Origin of the sequence: Bacillus sp. FSL K6-1033 (assembly GCF_038630765.1) — a bacterium.
Taxonomy (GTDB): domain Bacteria; phylum Bacillota; class Bacilli; order Bacillales; family Bacillaceae; genus Bacillus; species Bacillus altitudinis.
Genome location: NZ_CP152041.1, coordinates 2,028,000 through 2,042,465, shown reverse-complemented (window position 1 = coordinate 2,042,465; position 14,466 = coordinate 2,028,000). Strand labels below are relative to the sequence as shown.

17 protein-coding genes are annotated in these 14,466 nt (G+C 41.3%); 16 read left to right on the top strand and 1 reads right to left on the bottom strand.

Features of this window, described 5'->3' with window-relative positions; translation table 11 throughout:
- Nucleotides 1-9: 9 nt before the first annotated feature.
- From aroA to ypjB, 9 genes are all read left to right on the top strand, one after another.
- A complete protein-coding gene (gene aroA / locus MHH31_RS10335) occupies nucleotides 10-1,296 on the top strand; it encodes a 3-phosphoshikimate 1-carboxyvinyltransferase (protein ID WP_342494792.1) in 1,287 nt (428 codons plus the stop codon).
- 289 nt (nucleotides 1,297-1,585) lie between these two features.
- Nucleotides 1,586-2,857, top strand: a complete 1,272-nt coding sequence (locus tag MHH31_RS10330; protein WP_268373056.1) for a tetratricopeptide repeat protein — start codon at nucleotides 1,586-1,588, stop codon at nucleotides 2,855-2,857.
- A gap of 75 nt (nucleotides 2,858-2,932) precedes the next feature.
- Nucleotides 2,933-3,472 carry a ReoY family proteolytic degradation factor gene (locus tag MHH31_RS10325; RefSeq protein WP_008344562.1) on the top strand — a complete coding sequence of 180 codons (540 nt, stop codon included), beginning with the start codon at nucleotides 2,933-2,935 and terminating at the stop codon, nucleotides 3,470-3,472.
- A gap of 61 nt (nucleotides 3,473-3,533) precedes the next feature.
- On the top strand, nucleotides 3,534-3,980 hold the full coding sequence (locus MHH31_RS10320) for a YpiF family protein (protein ID WP_024718515.1): 447 nt from the start codon (nucleotides 3,534-3,536) through the stop codon (nucleotides 3,978-3,980).
- A 144-nt stretch (nucleotides 3,981-4,124) separates the two neighbouring features.
- Complete coding sequence (locus MHH31_RS10315; protein WP_007500911.1) at nucleotides 4,125-4,631, top strand: ubiquinol-cytochrome c reductase iron-sulfur subunit; 507 nt, start codon at nucleotides 4,125-4,127, stop codon at nucleotides 4,629-4,631.
- Nucleotides 4,632-4,633: 2 nt separating this feature from the next.
- On the top strand, nucleotides 4,634-5,308 hold the full coding sequence (qcrB, locus tag MHH31_RS10310; RefSeq protein ID WP_003215804.1) for a menaquinol-cytochrome c reductase cytochrome b subunit: 675 nt from the start codon (nucleotides 4,634-4,636) through the stop codon (nucleotides 5,306-5,308).
- Between the two features lie 41 nt (nucleotides 5,309-5,349).
- Nucleotides 5,350-6,117: a menaquinol-cytochrome c reductase cytochrome b/c subunit gene (locus MHH31_RS10305; RefSeq protein WP_008344567.1), complete on the top strand. Its 768-nt coding sequence runs from the start codon at nucleotides 5,350-5,352 to the stop codon at nucleotides 6,115-6,117.
- Between the two features lie 102 nt (nucleotides 6,118-6,219).
- Nucleotides 6,220-6,813 (top strand): DUF1405 domain-containing protein, encoded by a 594-nt coding sequence (locus MHH31_RS10300; RefSeq protein ID WP_008344570.1) that lies wholly within the window; start codon nucleotides 6,220-6,222, stop codon nucleotides 6,811-6,813.
- Nucleotides 6,814-6,878: 65 nt separating this feature from the next.
- Nucleotides 6,879-7,685 (top strand): sporulation protein YpjB, encoded by an 807-nt coding sequence (ypjB, locus tag MHH31_RS10295; protein WP_008344572.1) that lies wholly within the window; start codon nucleotides 6,879-6,881, stop codon nucleotides 7,683-7,685.
- A 31-nt stretch (nucleotides 7,686-7,716) separates the two neighbouring features.
- On the opposite strand, the gene MHH31_RS10290 is transcribed toward ypjB, so the two are convergent.
- Nucleotides 7,717-8,589, bottom strand: coding sequence for a YitT family protein (locus MHH31_RS10290; protein ID WP_003215598.1), 873 nt, complete (start codon nucleotides 8,587-8,589; stop codon nucleotides 7,717-7,719).
- A 137-nt stretch (nucleotides 8,590-8,726) separates the two neighbouring features.
- On the opposite strand from MHH31_RS10290, the gene MHH31_RS10285 reads away from it, so the two are divergent.
- The 7 genes from MHH31_RS10285 to MHH31_RS10255 are packed head-to-tail and all read left to right on the top strand — an operon-like array spanning nucleotide 8,727 to nucleotide 14,298.
- Nucleotides 8,727-9,062, top strand: a complete 336-nt coding sequence (locus MHH31_RS10285) for a nucleotide pyrophosphohydrolase (protein ID WP_039165700.1) — start codon at nucleotides 8,727-8,729, stop codon at nucleotides 9,060-9,062.
- 5 nt (nucleotides 9,063-9,067) lie between these two features.
- Complete coding sequence (gene dapB, locus MHH31_RS10280) at nucleotides 9,068-9,871, top strand: 4-hydroxy-tetrahydrodipicolinate reductase (RefSeq protein ID WP_017359745.1); 804 nt, start codon at nucleotides 9,068-9,070, stop codon at nucleotides 9,869-9,871.
- 17 nt (nucleotides 9,872-9,888) lie between these two features.
- On the top strand, nucleotides 9,889-10,308 hold the full coding sequence (gene mgsA / locus MHH31_RS10275) for a methylglyoxal synthase (RefSeq protein WP_035702930.1): 420 nt from the start codon (nucleotides 9,889-9,891) through the stop codon (nucleotides 10,306-10,308).
- The gene (bshB1, locus tag MHH31_RS10270; protein ID WP_342494791.1) at nucleotides 10,295-10,999 is read left to right on the top strand and encodes a bacillithiol biosynthesis deacetylase BshB1; all 705 of its coding nucleotides are present in this window, start codon (nucleotides 10,295-10,297) and stop codon (nucleotides 10,997-10,999) included. Before mgsA ends, bshB1 begins: the two co-directional genes overlap by 14 nt.
- A 2-nt stretch (nucleotides 11,000-11,001) precedes the next feature.
- Nucleotides 11,002-12,147 (top strand): N-acetyl-alpha-D-glucosaminyl L-malate synthase BshA, encoded by a 1,146-nt coding sequence (bshA, locus tag MHH31_RS10265; protein WP_216894619.1) that lies wholly within the window; start codon nucleotides 11,002-11,004, stop codon nucleotides 12,145-12,147.
- The gene (locus MHH31_RS10260; RefSeq protein ID WP_342494790.1) at nucleotides 12,140-13,342 is read left to right on the top strand and encodes a CCA tRNA nucleotidyltransferase; all 1,203 of its coding nucleotides are present in this window, start codon (nucleotides 12,140-12,142) and stop codon (nucleotides 13,340-13,342) included. Before bshA ends, MHH31_RS10260 begins: the two co-directional genes overlap by 8 nt.
- Nucleotides 13,315-14,298 carry a biotin--[acetyl-CoA-carboxylase] ligase gene (locus tag MHH31_RS10255; protein WP_282745205.1) on the top strand — a complete coding sequence of 328 codons (984 nt, stop codon included), beginning with the start codon at nucleotides 13,315-13,317 and terminating at the stop codon, nucleotides 14,296-14,298. The genes MHH31_RS10260 and MHH31_RS10255 overlap by 28 nt, the downstream gene beginning before the upstream one ends.
- The last annotated feature ends 168 nt before the right edge of the window (nucleotides 14,299-14,466 follow it).

Genomic DNA, 14,466 nt, shown 5'->3' with positions numbered 1-14,466 from the left:
GTGAGGAACATGAAAATTCATAAAAGTGCTCCTATGAATGGAGAAATTCATATTCCAGGAGATAAATCCATTTCTCATAGATCTGTGATGTTTGGCGCTATTGCTGACGGGACTACAGTAGTAAAAAACTTTCTTCCTGGCGCTGATTGTTTAAGCACGATCGATTGTTTTAGAAAGATGGGTGTCGACATCGAACAAAAAGGTACAGATGTTGTCATTCATGGTAAGGGACTAAAAGGACTTAAAGAGCCGAGTGATATTCTCGATGTCGGTAACTCTGGCACGACCATTCGTTTAATGATGGGAATCTTGGCTGGCTGTGAGTTCCACAGTACGCTGATTGGAGACGAAAGTATTGCCAAAAGACCGATGAAACGGGTAACAGGTCCGTTAAGACAATTAGGAGCCAAGATCGATGGTAGAGCAAATGGCGAGTATACACCGCTTTCTATACGTGGGGGTAATTTAAAAGCTATCTCTTATGAGTCTCCAGTTGCCAGTGCCCAGATTAAGTCGGCTGTCCTTCTAGCTGGACTGCAGGCAGAAGGAACAACGACGTTAACTGAACCGCATAAATCAAGAGACCATACCGAAAGAATGTTATCAATGTTTGGTGTCTCGCTACATGAAGATGCACAAAGTGTTTCAATTGAAGGTGGACAAACGTTAAAAGCAACAGATGTATTTGTCCCTGGAGATATTTCTTCAGCTGCATTTTTCTTAGTGGCTGGATCTATCGTTCCAAACAGCCGGATTGTATTGAGAAATGTCGGTTTGAACAAAACGAGAACTGGTATTATAGATGTGCTAAAACAAATGGGTGCAGACCTCAACATTCAAGAAGTGGATGCTAAAGGCGGAGAACCGTACGGTGATTTAACGATCTCTACCTCTTCATTAAAAGGGATCGACATTTCAGGTGATATGATCTCTAGACTCATCGACGAAATTCCTATTATTGCGCTCCTAGCTACTCAAGCAGAAGGAACAACGATCATTAAAGATGCCGCTGAATTAAAAGTGAAAGAAACTAATCGGATTGATACAGTCGTTTCAGAACTTAAAAAACTAGGTGCTCATATTGAAGCAACAGATGATGGAATGAAGATTCATGGTAAAACGAGCCTTAAAGGCGGCGCAGTCGTCTCAAGCTACGGAGATCATCGAATTGGTATGATGTTAGGAATTGCGGCATGTATAACAGAGCAAGCAATCGAGATTGAAGATACAGATGCAGTACGTGTATCTTACCCAAATTTCTTTGAACACATTGAATACTTAACGCAAACAGTCTGAGGATTTCCTCAGGCTTTTTCTTTCCTTTTGCATATTTGAAAGAACTATAGCATAGCTTGTCTCAAGGTGAAACCTTGAAAAAGAGCATTTTGCTGATTCAAAAACAATTTTTTAGCGTATTCGGTTTACAAATCATCAGTTTAGTAAAGTATTGATTGAAAAAGAGTCTTCAAAACACAAAAATGGCTTCATGTTAAAAGAGCAACATATTTGCTGGATATGCAGCTGTCGATTATGATATGAAGTAACAACAGTTTAGGTTTTTGGAAACAGAAAGGAACGGTTTGATTTGAATAGTTCATTACAAGAAGCCATAAAATTAGTTGAGGCGGGTGAGACTGAAAAGGGACTCCAAACACTTGCTCAAGCAGAGAAGCATCTTCATGATGAAGAAAAAGCGCAGGCAGCTCAGTTATATTATGACTGGGGAGATATTGATAAAGCACGGAATCTCATTAGTGATTTACATGATTTATATCCAGAAGAAACAGGATTAACCTGTTTTTATGCAGAGCTGTTAATAGACTCTGATGAAGAAGAGAAGGCAATAGCAGTTCTTGAAACGATTCCTGAAGATGACGATGCGTATCCAGAGAGTTTATTGTTAATGGCAGATTTGTATCAAATGCAAGGACTATTTGAAGTTAGTGAACAAAAGCTTTTAAAAGCGAAAGAGTTACTACCTCATGAAGCCGTCATTGATTTTGCTTTAGGGGAATTGTATTTTTCTCAAGGTCTTTCAAAGAAAGCATCCGACTATTTCTACAAAGTGGCCGATCAACAAAATGAAATTGGTGGTGTCAATGTATATCAGCGGCTCGCTGAATCATTAAGCACAGCTGGAGAATTTGAAGATGCCCTTGAATGGTATGAAAAGGCTGTAAAAGATCAAGTGGATCCAAATACACTTTTTGGCTACGGATTTACAGCGATGAGGGCTGGCAGAACGAAAACGGCTATTCAGCAGCTCTCTGAACTAAAAGATATTGATCCTTCGTATTCGTCACTTTATATGCCTTTAGCCAAAAGCTATGAGGAAGAAGGACTATATCATGAAGCCTTAGAGATAGTAAAAGAAGGAATTAAAGTGGATGAGTATAACAAAGAGTTATATTTATATGGGGCAAAGATTGATTTGAAAAATGGCCATTCGGAAGATGCGAAAAAATTGCTTCAAGAAGCACTTGCTCTTGATCCAGGATATATTGAAGCGGTTCAAACGCTGCTTGCGATCTATTTAAATGAAGAGCTGTTTGATGAAATTCTGGATGTGATTAAAGAGGTTAAAAGCTTTGGGGAAGAAGATCCAAAATGGAATTGGTATGCTGCTTCTGCTTCTGTCGGACGAGAAGAATACGATGAAGCCGCTGAGTATTTCAAACTTGCTCTGCCTGATTTTGATGAGGAACGTGACTTTTTATATGAATATGCTTCGTTCCTTTTAGAAGAAGGCAGACAAAAAGAAGCTTTGCCGTTATTACGAAAAGTTCTTCAGAAAGATGGCACGAATGAAGAAATTGAAGAAACGATTTTAAGAATTGAAGACGAAATTTCCTTATAGTTTGCAGGAATGAAGAACTGGTTTGTTGAATAATTCATGTATAGCAATTTAATTTACGATAGAGGAGGGAATAACATGCAGACCCCTGTTTCTGTCAATGAAAAGAAGGAATTTATCCGGTGGTTCTTAAACCATTATCAATTAAAGCGAAGAGAGTGTGTTTGGATATTAAATTATTTAATGAGTCACGACTCTTTGATGGAAAAGGTTCATTTTGTAGAGCAAGCAGAATTTTGCCCAAGGGGAATTATTATGTCAACACACTGTGTGGATGAAGTTCCCTTTAGATTTTATAAAGAAAATATCATGACGACAGATGCAGAAAAATCATTTCATGATATTCGTTTGAATAAACAGCAAGATTTGTTTATTCAATTGAATTTCCGATCTGCATATCGTTCGCCGGAATATGCCGCTGTACTTGAAACAAATCCTCATATTCCTAAAGATCTTTATGAAAATGAAAAAGATAAAGATCTTGCTGAGAAAGTGCTAGAGCATTCTATCGCTACTTTCCAAAAAGAACGGCTGATGAAAGAAATCGATGAAGCGCTTGACCGTCATGATCAAGAAACATTTAATAAGTTAGCAAAAGAATTAAGCCTATTATCATAAACCAAGCCAATAAGCCTTGCCCTATACAGGCAGGGCTTATGTGATGAAAGAGGGGAACTAGATGAAGTTTCAGGCGGAGGACGCGGATCTCTTTTTACAATCTAAAGATTACATTGATACCGCTATCATTCCATTAGTTGGGATAAATGCAAGCCATATCAAACAAACCGTGTCTTTAGGTGAGTTTACAATGCTTGTGGCAGAGGATCTTGAAAGGCAACTGAAAGGCAGAGTGTTTCTTTTTCCTCCATATACATATTTAGAAGTAAATAATCGTAAGCAAGAAGACATACTTGCACTAAAACAATCATTGCAAGAACATTTTCAGCATGTTGTGTTTATCACATCTGATAACAAATGGAAAGAACAGCTAGAAGTGAGCGAATCGGCATTTATATTGCAGTCTGTTCCGCTTGAGCATTTAAAGGTCAATTTAAAGCAAAAAGTCATTCAAGACAGTGTAGAACAAATTTTGAACTTTTTGTTACAAAAATGGAACCCGTCATAAAAACCCTTACATTTGCATTGTACATAGCTTTTTAGGCTGTTGACCTTGTGAATAGATTGATATATTATGAGGGTGTCCTAGTTTTATGAAATTTTTTCTAATTCAGTTATAAAGTAGCTGACGACCTGAGGGGGGGAGAAAAAAATGAGCGAGAAGAGACATGGAGTGTCCAGGCGTCAATTTTTGAATTACACGTTGACCGGCGTGGGGGGATTTATGGCCGCTGGAATGCTCATGCCTATGGTTCGCTTTGCGCTTGACCCTGTGCTAAAAGGAACAGAGGATCAGGATATGGTTCAAGTTGTCAGTGTAGATGAACTGACAAAAGAACCGAAGCGCTTTGACTTTAAAATTGATCAAGTAGATGCATGGTATGAGTCAAAGGAATCTAGGTCTGCATGGGTGTACAAAGAAGGGGATGAAATTGTCGCTTTATCGCCAATCTGTAAACATTTAGGATGTACAGTGAACTGGAACAGTGATCCGAAAAATCCAAACAAATTTTTCTGCCCATGCCATTATGGGCTGTACGACAAGGATGGTACAAACGTACCCGGAACTCCACCGCTTGCACCGCTTGACCATTATAAGCAGCAAGTGAAGGACGGATACCTCTATCTTGGAAAAGCTGTGCCGAAAGGGGAAGGGTAACGATGCTTAACAAGATTTACGATTGGGTAGATGAGCGGCTGGACATCACACCGATATGGAGAGACATTGCGGATCATGAAGTGCCTGAGCACGTCAATCCAGCACATCATTTCTCTGCTTTTGTGTATTGTTTTGGCGGTTTAACGTTTTTTGTGACGGTCATTCAAGTCCTTTCGGGCATGTTTTTAACGATGTATTATGTACCGGATATTAAAAACGCATGGGAATCTGTCTATTATTTGCAAAATGAAGTGGCATTTGGACAAATTGTAAGAGGGATGCACCACTGGGGTGCGAGTCTAGTCATTGTTATGATGTTTTTACATACGCTGAGGGTCTTTTTCCAAGGGGCGTATAAAAAGCCTAGAGAGTTAAACTGGATTGTCGGTGTGCTCATTTTCTTTGTGATGCTTGGACTTGGTTTTACAGGATATCTTTTACCGTGGGATATGAAGGCGCTATTTGCGACGAAGGTTGGTCTTCAAATTGCAGAGGCGACACCTTTCATCGGGAAAGAGATTAAAACGCTGCTTGCAGGTCATCCTGACATTGTAGGTGCACAAACGCTGACGAGATTTTTCGCTATCCATGTCTTTTTCTTGCCAGCGGCATTATTTGGGCTGATGGCTGCCCACTTTATTATGATTCGTAAGCAAGGAATTTCTGGACCGCTTTAAAATTTTGCGTTTGATGAATGTTCAATGAGGAGGGGATGACTTTGCATAGGGGAAAAGGGATGAAGTTTGTCGGAGATTCCAGAATACCGGCAGAAAGAAAACCTAACATACCTAAAGACTATTCCGAATATCCGGGAAAAACCGAAGCCTTTTGGCCGAACTTTCTTTTAAAGGAATGGCTTGTAGGTGCTGTTTTTTTAATTGGATTTCTTGTCCTAACTGTTGTTCATGCACCTCCGCTTGAGCGGATGGCTGATCCGACAGATACGGGCTATATTCCGCTGCCAGACTGGTATTTCTTATTTTTATACCAGTTGTTAAAATATGAGTTTGCTGCAGGGAGCTATACAGTGGTTGGCGCAATGATTATGCCTGGAATTGCGTTTGGTGCTCTTTTACTCGCACCATTTCTTGATTCTGGTCCTGAACGCAGGCCATATCGAAGACCAATTGCAGTTGGGATGATGATTCTTGCAGTTGGTGCAGCAACCTATTTAACATGGGAGTCTGTTGCTACTCATGACTGGGAAGCAGCAGCGAAGCAAGGTGAAATCAAGAAAGAAGCAGAGATTGATACCTCAGCTGAAGAGTATAAAATTTATCAAGAGCAGACATGTATCTCCTGTCACGGAGATAATATGCAAGGCGGGGCAGCTGGACCGTCACTTGTTGACAATGGCTTAGCACCAGAGGAAATTGCGAAAATCGCTGTAGAAGGAAAAGGCAACATGCCTAAGGGCATTTTTAAAGGCAGCGATGAAGAACTTGAAAAGCTCTCGAAATATTTATCTGAGGTCAAATCTAAATAATTCAGTTGTTTAAATGCAAGTACAAGGATATACTCAAAAGGAGAAAAAAGCTGGCGCTGTCAGCTTTTTTCTGATTTTAACAGATCGTGAGTGAAGAGAAATATGAGATGGATTCAATATCTGCTAGCCACACGCTACATGCTTGTGCTCGTGCTCATTGTCAACTTTCTTGGCACTGCGTACGGCTATTACTGGTATATTCCGCAGCTCGTAGAGACGCCGGCTGTCTTTTTACCTTTTGTACCGGACAGTCCGACGGCAAGTTTTTTCTTTTTATTTGTATTACTAGCCTTTCTAATGAAACGCCATGCTCCTTATTTTGAAGCACTGGCCCTTGTCACCTTGATCAAATATGGATTATGGGCTGTAGGGATGAATCTTTTCGTGCTCGTTTCTGTTGATGATTTTCCGTGGGAAGGATATATGTTAATTGGTTCGCACTTTGCGATGGCGGTACAGGCTGTGTTATTTGCGCCGTATTATCGTTTTCACATGCGTCATTTGGTTGTAGCAGGCATATGGATTTTACATAATGATGTGATTGATTATGTATTTGGAATGATGCCGCGTTATTCTATGCTTTCTGCCTATTCAAATGAGATCGGCTACGTGACGTTTTGGTTAAGTATTGCCGTTCTTCTTGTTTCGTATTATCTTGTCATCTCGAAAAAATCGGTCAAGCTTGAGCTCCCTTAACAATGTTGGTCTAACCTTGTCCTTTTCTTCATACGCTGTATGGAGAAAGGCTAGGAGGGACTTGCATGAAACGAAAGTCAATCGCGATGATTCTATTATTATTTCTCGTCTTGCATCCAGCTGCTGCAAAAGGTGAGGAAACAACAGCTGCTAAAGCGCTGCAAGAATTAACGGAACTATCAGATTCAATCTTTCAATTAACGAGACAAGCTAAATATGATGAGGCATTACAAGTCGCATTGTATGCTGAAAAGACATTTAAAGCTGAGAATTGGCGTGGAACTCTGACGAATACGCAGGTTCGGCAAATTACACTTGGCTATCAAGATATCATTAAAGGACTCCCGCAGGAAGACTTAAATGAGCGCGAAAAACTTCGGTATGCCTCTCAGTTTAGAATGCTTCTTGATGCGATACAATCAAATTCGGAACCTCTTTGGGGTTCGCTCGAGAAGCCGATTATGGGGTCTTTTCCGACATTAAAGAAAGAAGTAAAAGATCCAGAATCGACGACGTTCTATGAAACTTGGAATGAGCTGGTTTCATTGTATGATATGATTTATCCGAGTTTAACCATTGATATCTCGCCTGAAAAGCTGCAGACGATTAAGCAGCACATGGAAGTAATTGAACAAGGTGAATTTTTAAAAGCATCGAGTGGGACAAAGCTTGAGCGTCTCACGAAACTTGAAGAAGATTTATCAAGTGTGTTTGCGAACGTTGATCAAGATGAAGCGGATCCATCGCTTTTATGGGTCATCTTAACAACAGGAAGTATGATTTTACTCACTCTAACGTATGTTGGGTTTAGGAAATACCGTGCTGAAAAAGAAAAAAAGCAAAAGCGACAAGCCGATTATCCAAAATCATAAAAAAAGAAGCACCGTTATCGGGCTTCTTTTTTTAGTGGGGATTGAGCGGCTTTTTATGTTCATCTAATGTGAAGCCTTCACCAAGTACGTCATGCACGTCACTCACTGATACAAAGGCATGAGGATCGACGGAAGTTACGACGCTCTTGAGGTGGACAAGCTCATTTTTTGGAACGACGCAGTAAAGGACGTTGCGTTCCTGTTTCGTATAGGAGCCGACACCCTTTAAAATGGTCACTCCGCGCTCCATTTCCTCTGTGATTTTCTTTTGAATGATGTCATCCTTTTCAGAAATAATCATCGCTCCTTTGGCAGCGTAAGCGCCTTCTTGCATGAAGTCGATGACTTTTGCAGCAACAAATACGGCAACAAGTGTATACATGGCTTCTTTGTAATTTAAATAGGTGAGAGAGATGGTAATGACGCATGCGTCGAAGATAAACATCGTTCTTCCCATTGCGACTTGATAATGTTTGTTGATCAGTCTTGCAATAATGTCCACGCCGCCTGTTGTCCCGCCGAATTTAAAGATGATTCCGAGGCCTGTTCCGATAAACACACCTGCAAAGAGTGCGGCTAAGGCTAAATCGTGCTGAAGAGGCATATGTATTTGAAAGCGCTGGAAGATGGCTAGAAAGACAGAAAGACTGACGGTTCCGACAATTGTATATGTAAACATGGTTCTGCCAAGCATTTTCCAGCCGATAAAAAAGATCGGAATGTTTAACACAAGGTTTGAAATAGATGGGTCAATGTGAAATAGAAAATATAAAAGCAGTGTGATACCTGTAAATCCGCCTTCCGCCAAGTTGTTCTGCATATTAAAATGAACAAGGCCGAAAGAAAAAATCGCAGATCCTATTAAAATAAATACGATATTTTTAAGACGTATTTCTTTTAGCAAAAGATCACTCCTTTTTTTGCTTAGACAGCGATAATATTATATGGTATGGAAGAGAAACAAGCAAACTGAGTTTTAAACATTTGTCAAATATTTATGATTTCGCTAACATGTAAGAGATGGATAGGAGGATGAGCTTCATGACGAATGAAAAAACGCTGCGTCACGTGCAGCAAGAAGTCGATGATTACATAGGACAATTTAAAGAAGGCTATTTCAGCCCGCTTGCCATGATGGCCCGTCTGACAGAAGAATTAGGTGAGCTGGCAAGAGAGGTCAACCATTACTATGGAGAAAAGCCGAAAAAAACATCAGAAACAGAAAAAAGCATGGAAGAAGAAATTGGCGATGTGCTGTTTGTGTTAACATGCCTTGCCAATTCACTCAATATATCACTTGAAGAAGCCCATGATCGTGTGATGCATAAATTCAATACAAGAGACAAAGACCGCTGGACGAAAAAAGAAGGGAAGTAGAGAAGATGACGAATCAAACCATCAAAGTAGTAATCGCTGGAGCAAGAGGAAGAATGGGGATAGAGGCTGTCAAGCTGGCAGAAGAAACAAGCCACTTCGAACTAGTAGCAGCACTTGATCACACACATGAGGGGAAAAAGCTATCAGATGTGCTTCATACAACATCTGATGCGCCCATTTATACGGATATTGACGTGTGTCTTTCAGAAACAGCACCGGATGTATTAATTGATTTGACGACCCCAGAAATCGGGAAAGTACATACAAAAAAAGCCCTTGAACATGGCGTACGTCCAGTCGTAGGCACAACAGGTTTTTCAGAAGACGACCTAAAAGAACTTCAGCAATTAACAGAAGAAAAAGGGATAGGCTGTATTATTGCGCCTAACTTTGCTGTTGGTGCTGTTTTAATGATGAAGTTTGCCAAAATGGCAGCAAATTATTTTCCTGATGTTGAAATCATTGAGCTTCATCATGATAAAAAATTGGACGCTCCGAGCGGTACAGGACTAAAAACGGCTGAAATGATTGCTGAAGTAAGAGAAAGCAAAAAGCAGGGGCACCCTGAAGAAAAAGAACTAATCGAAGGTGCTCGAGGAGCAGATTATGATGGCATCCGTCTTCACAGCGTAAGGCTTCCAGGCATGATTGCTCATCAAGAAGTGCTGTTTGGAATGGACGGACAGACGCTCACGATCCGTCATGATTCTTATAACCGTGCATCCTTTATGTCAGGTGTGAAGCTTTCTGTTGAACAGGTGATGCATATTGATCAACTCGTCTATGGCTTAGAAAATATTATCGACTAATAAGGAGTGGATCCCTGATGAACATTGCTTTAATCGCTCACGATAAGAAAAAAAGTGACATGATTCAATTCGCCATTGCGTATCGAGATCTTTTGGCAGATCATACACTTTATGCAACAGGAACCACAGGTTTAAGAGTGAAAGAAGCGACCGGGCTGCCCATTCATCGTTTCCAATCAGGACCACTTGGAGGAGATCAGCAGATCGGTGCTATGATAGCTGATAATGCAATGGATCTTGTGCTCTTTTTTAGAGACCCTCTCACTGCACAGCCGCATGAACCGGATGTATCTGCACTCATCCGGCTTTGCGATGTGTATGCCATCCCATTAGCAACCAATATGGGGACTGCTGAAATTTTAGTCAGGAATTTAAATAAAGGTACGTTTGATTTTCGAGATGTAGCAAAAAACGGAGGAACGCATGAAACCACTTGATATCCTTGCATTCGGTGCCCATAGCGATGATGTAGAGATCGGTATGGGGGGAACGATTGCAAAATACGTAAAAAAAGGGGCACGTGTTGGGATTTGTGACTTGACTCAGGCTGAATTATCTTCAAATGGAACGGTTGAAAGCCGAAAAGAAGAGGCCAGAGCAGCCGCTGCCATTTTAGGCGTCACGACTCGAATCCAGCTCACGCTGCCAGATAGAGGACTTTATCTGAATGACGAAGCGATGAAAGAAATTGCAGGTGTCATCCGAACATACAAACCGAGACTTATTTTTGCCCCGCACCACCAAGATCGGCATCCTGATCATGGTCATGCGGGTTCACTTGTAGAAGAGGCCGCTTTTTCTGCAGGTATACATAAATTTGAAGATTCATACAAGCAGCCAGCGCATAAAATAAGCCAGATGTATTATTACATGATTAATGGCCACCATCGTCCAGATTTTGTGATCGATATTTCAGACGAGATGAAGCAAAAAATTGATAGCTTACATGCGTATAAAAGCCAATTTGTCAAAACAGAGAGTTCAGTGGAGACACCGCTTGTAAATGGTTATATTGATTTTGTCCAAATGAGAGAGTCGATGTATGGAAGGGAAGTCAATAAACCTTTTGCAGAAGGGTTTTTGACAAAGAAGCCACTTTTGATGGACGATGACTTACTTGGGGGGTAATTATGAAAAAATTGAAGATCGGAATCACTTGTTATCCGAGTGTTGGCGGTTCGGGCATTATTGCCACAGAGCTTGGAAAACGTTTAGCTGAAAAAGGGCACGATGTTCATTTCATTACCTCAAGTATTCCGTTTAGACTCAATAAAGTGTATCCGAATATTTATTTTCATGAGGTGGATGTCAATCAATATGCTGTATTTCAATATCCGCCTTATGACCTTGCACTGGCAAGTAAACTCGCAGAAGTCGCAAAACGAGAGAAGCTTGATATTATTCATGCGCATTATGCGGTCCCTCACGCCGTCTGTGCGTTCTTAGCCAAACAAATGACTGGACAGTCTGTCAAAGTCGTCACCACCCTTCACGGGACGGATATTACGGTTTTAGGCTATGACCCATCTTTAAAGGAAGTCATCCGGTTTGCGATCGAATCATCTGACCGCGTAACGGCTGTATCACATTCATTAGCTGCGCAGACATACGATCTGATTAAACCGAATAAAAAAATTGATACGATCCATAATTTCGTCGATGAGCGCGTATATTTGCGTGAAGATCACGAAGTGCTGAAGACGCATTATGGTCTTCTGCAGGATGAGAAGGTCGTCATCCATGTATCAAATTTCCGTAAAGTGAAGCGGGTGCATGACGTAATCCATGTGTTTAAACAGATTTCTGAACAGGTGAATGCAAAACTGCTACTGATTGGGGACGGCCCTGAAAAATCGGTTGTTTGCGAGCTTGTGAAAAAGCTTGGATTAACGGACCGCGTGTTATTTTTAGGAAAGCAAGAGAAGGTGGAGGAGCTCTATTCGATTAGTGATTTGAAGCTGCTGCTTTCTGAGAAAGAGAGTTTTGGTCTTGTACTACTTGAAGCAATGGCATGCGGAGTACCTTGTATAGGAACAGACGTTGGAGGAATTCCAGAGGTGATTGCACATGGAGAGACAGGATTCCTTGTTCCGCTTGGTGATGTAGATGGAGCAGCAAAACATGCCATCTCTATTCTGAAAGACAATGCGCTCCATAAGCAAATATCGATGGCAGCCAAGTCTAGTGTTGAAGCCAATTTCTCTTCTGACAAAATTGTGAGAGAGTATGAAGAGCTTTACTTAGAATTGATCGAAGGTGATGTTGAAGATGAATGAACCATTCACACATGCGATCCCTATTTTACATACACTGCATGAACATGGGTATCAAGCTTATTTTGTCGGCGGTGCGGTGAGGGATGTCCTTTTAGGCAGGGAAATTGGGGATATCGATATTGCGACAGATGCCACACCTGATGTGGTGGAGTCTTTATTTGATAAAACAGTAGATGTCGGCAAAGAGCATGGCACTGTTATTGTGTTACTTGACGGGGTCAGCTATGAGGTCACTACGTTTCGGACTGAATCAGAATATGAAGACTTTCGCCGGCCTAAAGAAGTGGCGTTTATTTCATCACTAAAAGAAGATCTTTTAAGAAGAGATTTAACGATCAATGCAGTGGCCATGGATATTCATGGTGACATCATTGACCATGTGGGTGGCAAGCGGGATATTAAGCGGAGACGAATTCAAACGGTTGGAGATCCTGCATGCCGCTTTCAAGAAGATGCGCTTCGGATGATGAGAGCGGTGCGGTTTTTAAGCCAGCTCGGGTTTGAGCTTTCTAAAGAGACGGAAGAAGCAATGAAAAAAGATAAACATCTGCTTGCTAATATATCTGTTGAACGCAAAAAAATCGAAATGGAAAAACTTTTAAAAGGACGCTACTGTGAGCAAGCCATCAAGGTGCTCATCTCCACCAAATTGTATGAAGAATTGCCCGGCCTCAAAAAGGATCAGCTGAATGAAACGTTCCAAGCTTTCCCGTATTATTTATTGGATGGGTTAGATGAGGTGTGGGGAGCCTTTATCCATTTACTTGGTCTAGATGAGGCGGAGGCGGTGTCCTTTTTAAAAGAATGGAAGTTATCAACGAAACTTTTAAAAGAAGCCGTTGCCATTAGCAAATATGTTGATTGTGACTGGGATGCGGAAAAAATGTATGAAGCTGGTGAACATGTCCTGCTTTCTAGTATGAAAATCACGCAGCTCAAACATGAGCGCCGCATTTTCTTTGATGAGCTGGAGGCGGCGAAACGTTCATATGATGCGTTGCCGATTAAACAGCTTCAAGACCTTGCAGTGTCAGGAAAAGATTTAATGGCCTTTCGGCAAAAGCCAGCTGGTAAATGGATTGCAGAAGAGCTTTCTTCTGTAAAAAAAGCCGTTTTGCAAAACCAGCTTGAAAACCGAAAAGAAGCCATAGAGGAGTGGCTCATAGCGTGCGATCAGCGATTAGAAAACGATTAATTGAACTATTTACAGCATCTGAGCAAGATTTTGTCTCAAGCCAGCAAATATGTGATGAGCTTGGCTGCTCCCGAACGGCAGTATGGAAGCATATAGAGGATTTGCGAAAAGAGGGATATGAGGTCGAAGCGGTCAGAAGAAAAGGATACCGGCTGCTTCGTAAACCGGACAAAATTAGTGAAGACGAAATTCTGTTTGGTTTGGAAACAGAGCTGTTTGGCAGGCATATTTACTTTCAAGAAGAAGTCGCCTCAACTCAGCTCATTGCCCATGACCTCGTCAATAAAGGAGCCCCGCACGGCTCGCTTGTTGTCAGTGATCATCAGACAAACGGAAAAGGCCGCCTTCAAAGAACGTGGCATTCACCAAATGGGACAGGCATTTGGATGAGTTTGATTCTCCGGCCGGAAATACCGCTGCACAAAGCGCCGCAAATGACGCTTTTAGCATCTGTCGCCATCGCTGAAGCCATAGCGCAGCAAACGGGTCTCAGTCCATCAATCAAATGGCCAAACGATATTTTGCTAAACGGAAAAAAGGTCGTTGGTATTTTGACTGAATTAAAAGCAGAAGCTGACCAAGTTCACGCAGTCATTATTGGTCCAGGCATTAACGTGAATCAGACGGCAAATGATTTTCCTGAAGAATTAAAGGATGTTGCAACGAGTTTGCAAATGGAGCTGGGTGAAAAGGTAGACAGAGCGGCATTGATTCAAACCATCATGTCCACCTTTGAAAAAAGGTATGATGAATATATGACATATGGTTTTGCTCCGATCAAACAATTATGGGAATCGTATGCGATGACCATTGGAAAGCGTATCATCGCACGCACCGTCAATGGACAATATGCTGGAATGGCGCTTGGGATTAATGATGAAGGCGTTCTTTTACTCGAAACGGAGGGCGGAATCCAAAACATCTACTCCGCTGACATTGAGATCAAGTCAACTTAAGTGGAACACCCGGCACATTTTTGATATACTTCGTGTGGGCAGTATCTGAAAAAGAACTGTACCTGTTAGGAAGAAAAATTTGATAAATTTCTGCCTTGATCCTAAGGGACTTGGACAGAGGGATGATTCGTCTGCACATGAGAGATAAAAGCGTGTGAGATCAGACAA

What these genes read in the sequence shown, in the direction of transcription:
- mgsA (WP_035702930.1), top strand. Translation starts at nt 9,889, where the DNA reads ATGAACATTGCTTTAATCGCTCACGATAAGAAAAAAAGTGACATGATT.
- MHH31_RS10315 (WP_007500911.1), top strand. Translation starts at nt 4,125, where the DNA reads ATGAGCGAGAAGAGACATGGAGTGTCCAGGCGTCAATTTTTGAATTAC.
- MHH31_RS10325 (WP_008344562.1), top strand. Translation starts at nt 2,933, where the DNA reads ATGCAGACCCCTGTTTCTGTCAATGAAAAGAAGGAATTTATCCGGTGG.
- MHH31_RS10285 (WP_039165700.1), top strand. Translation starts at nt 8,727, where the DNA reads ATGACGAATGAAAAAACGCTGCGTCACGTGCAGCAAGAAGTCGATGAT.
- MHH31_RS10300 (WP_008344570.1), top strand. Translation starts at nt 6,220, where the DNA reads ATGAGATGGATTCAATATCTGCTAGCCACACGCTACATGCTTGTGCTC.
- ypjB (WP_008344572.1), top strand. Translation starts at nt 6,879, where the DNA reads ATGAAACGAAAGTCAATCGCGATGATTCTATTATTATTTCTCGTCTTG.
- MHH31_RS10320 (WP_024718515.1), top strand. Translation starts at nt 3,534, where the DNA reads ATGAAGTTTCAGGCGGAGGACGCGGATCTCTTTTTACAATCTAAAGAT.
- qcrB (WP_003215804.1), top strand. Translation starts at nt 4,634, where the DNA reads ATGCTTAACAAGATTTACGATTGGGTAGATGAGCGGCTGGACATCACA.
- aroA (WP_342494792.1), top strand. Translation starts at nt 10, where the DNA reads ATGAAAATTCATAAAAGTGCTCCTATGAATGGAGAAATTCATATTCCA.
- MHH31_RS10260 (WP_342494790.1), top strand. Translation starts at nt 12,140, where the DNA reads ATGAATGAACCATTCACACATGCGATCCCTATTTTACATACACTGCAT.
- bshB1 (WP_342494791.1), top strand. Translation starts at nt 10,295, where the DNA reads ATGAAACCACTTGATATCCTTGCATTCGGTGCCCATAGCGATGATGTA.
- dapB (WP_017359745.1), top strand. Translation starts at nt 9,068, where the DNA reads ATGACGAATCAAACCATCAAAGTAGTAATCGCTGGAGCAAGAGGAAGA.
- bshA (WP_216894619.1), top strand. Translation starts at nt 11,002, where the DNA reads ATGAAAAAATTGAAGATCGGAATCACTTGTTATCCGAGTGTTGGCGGT.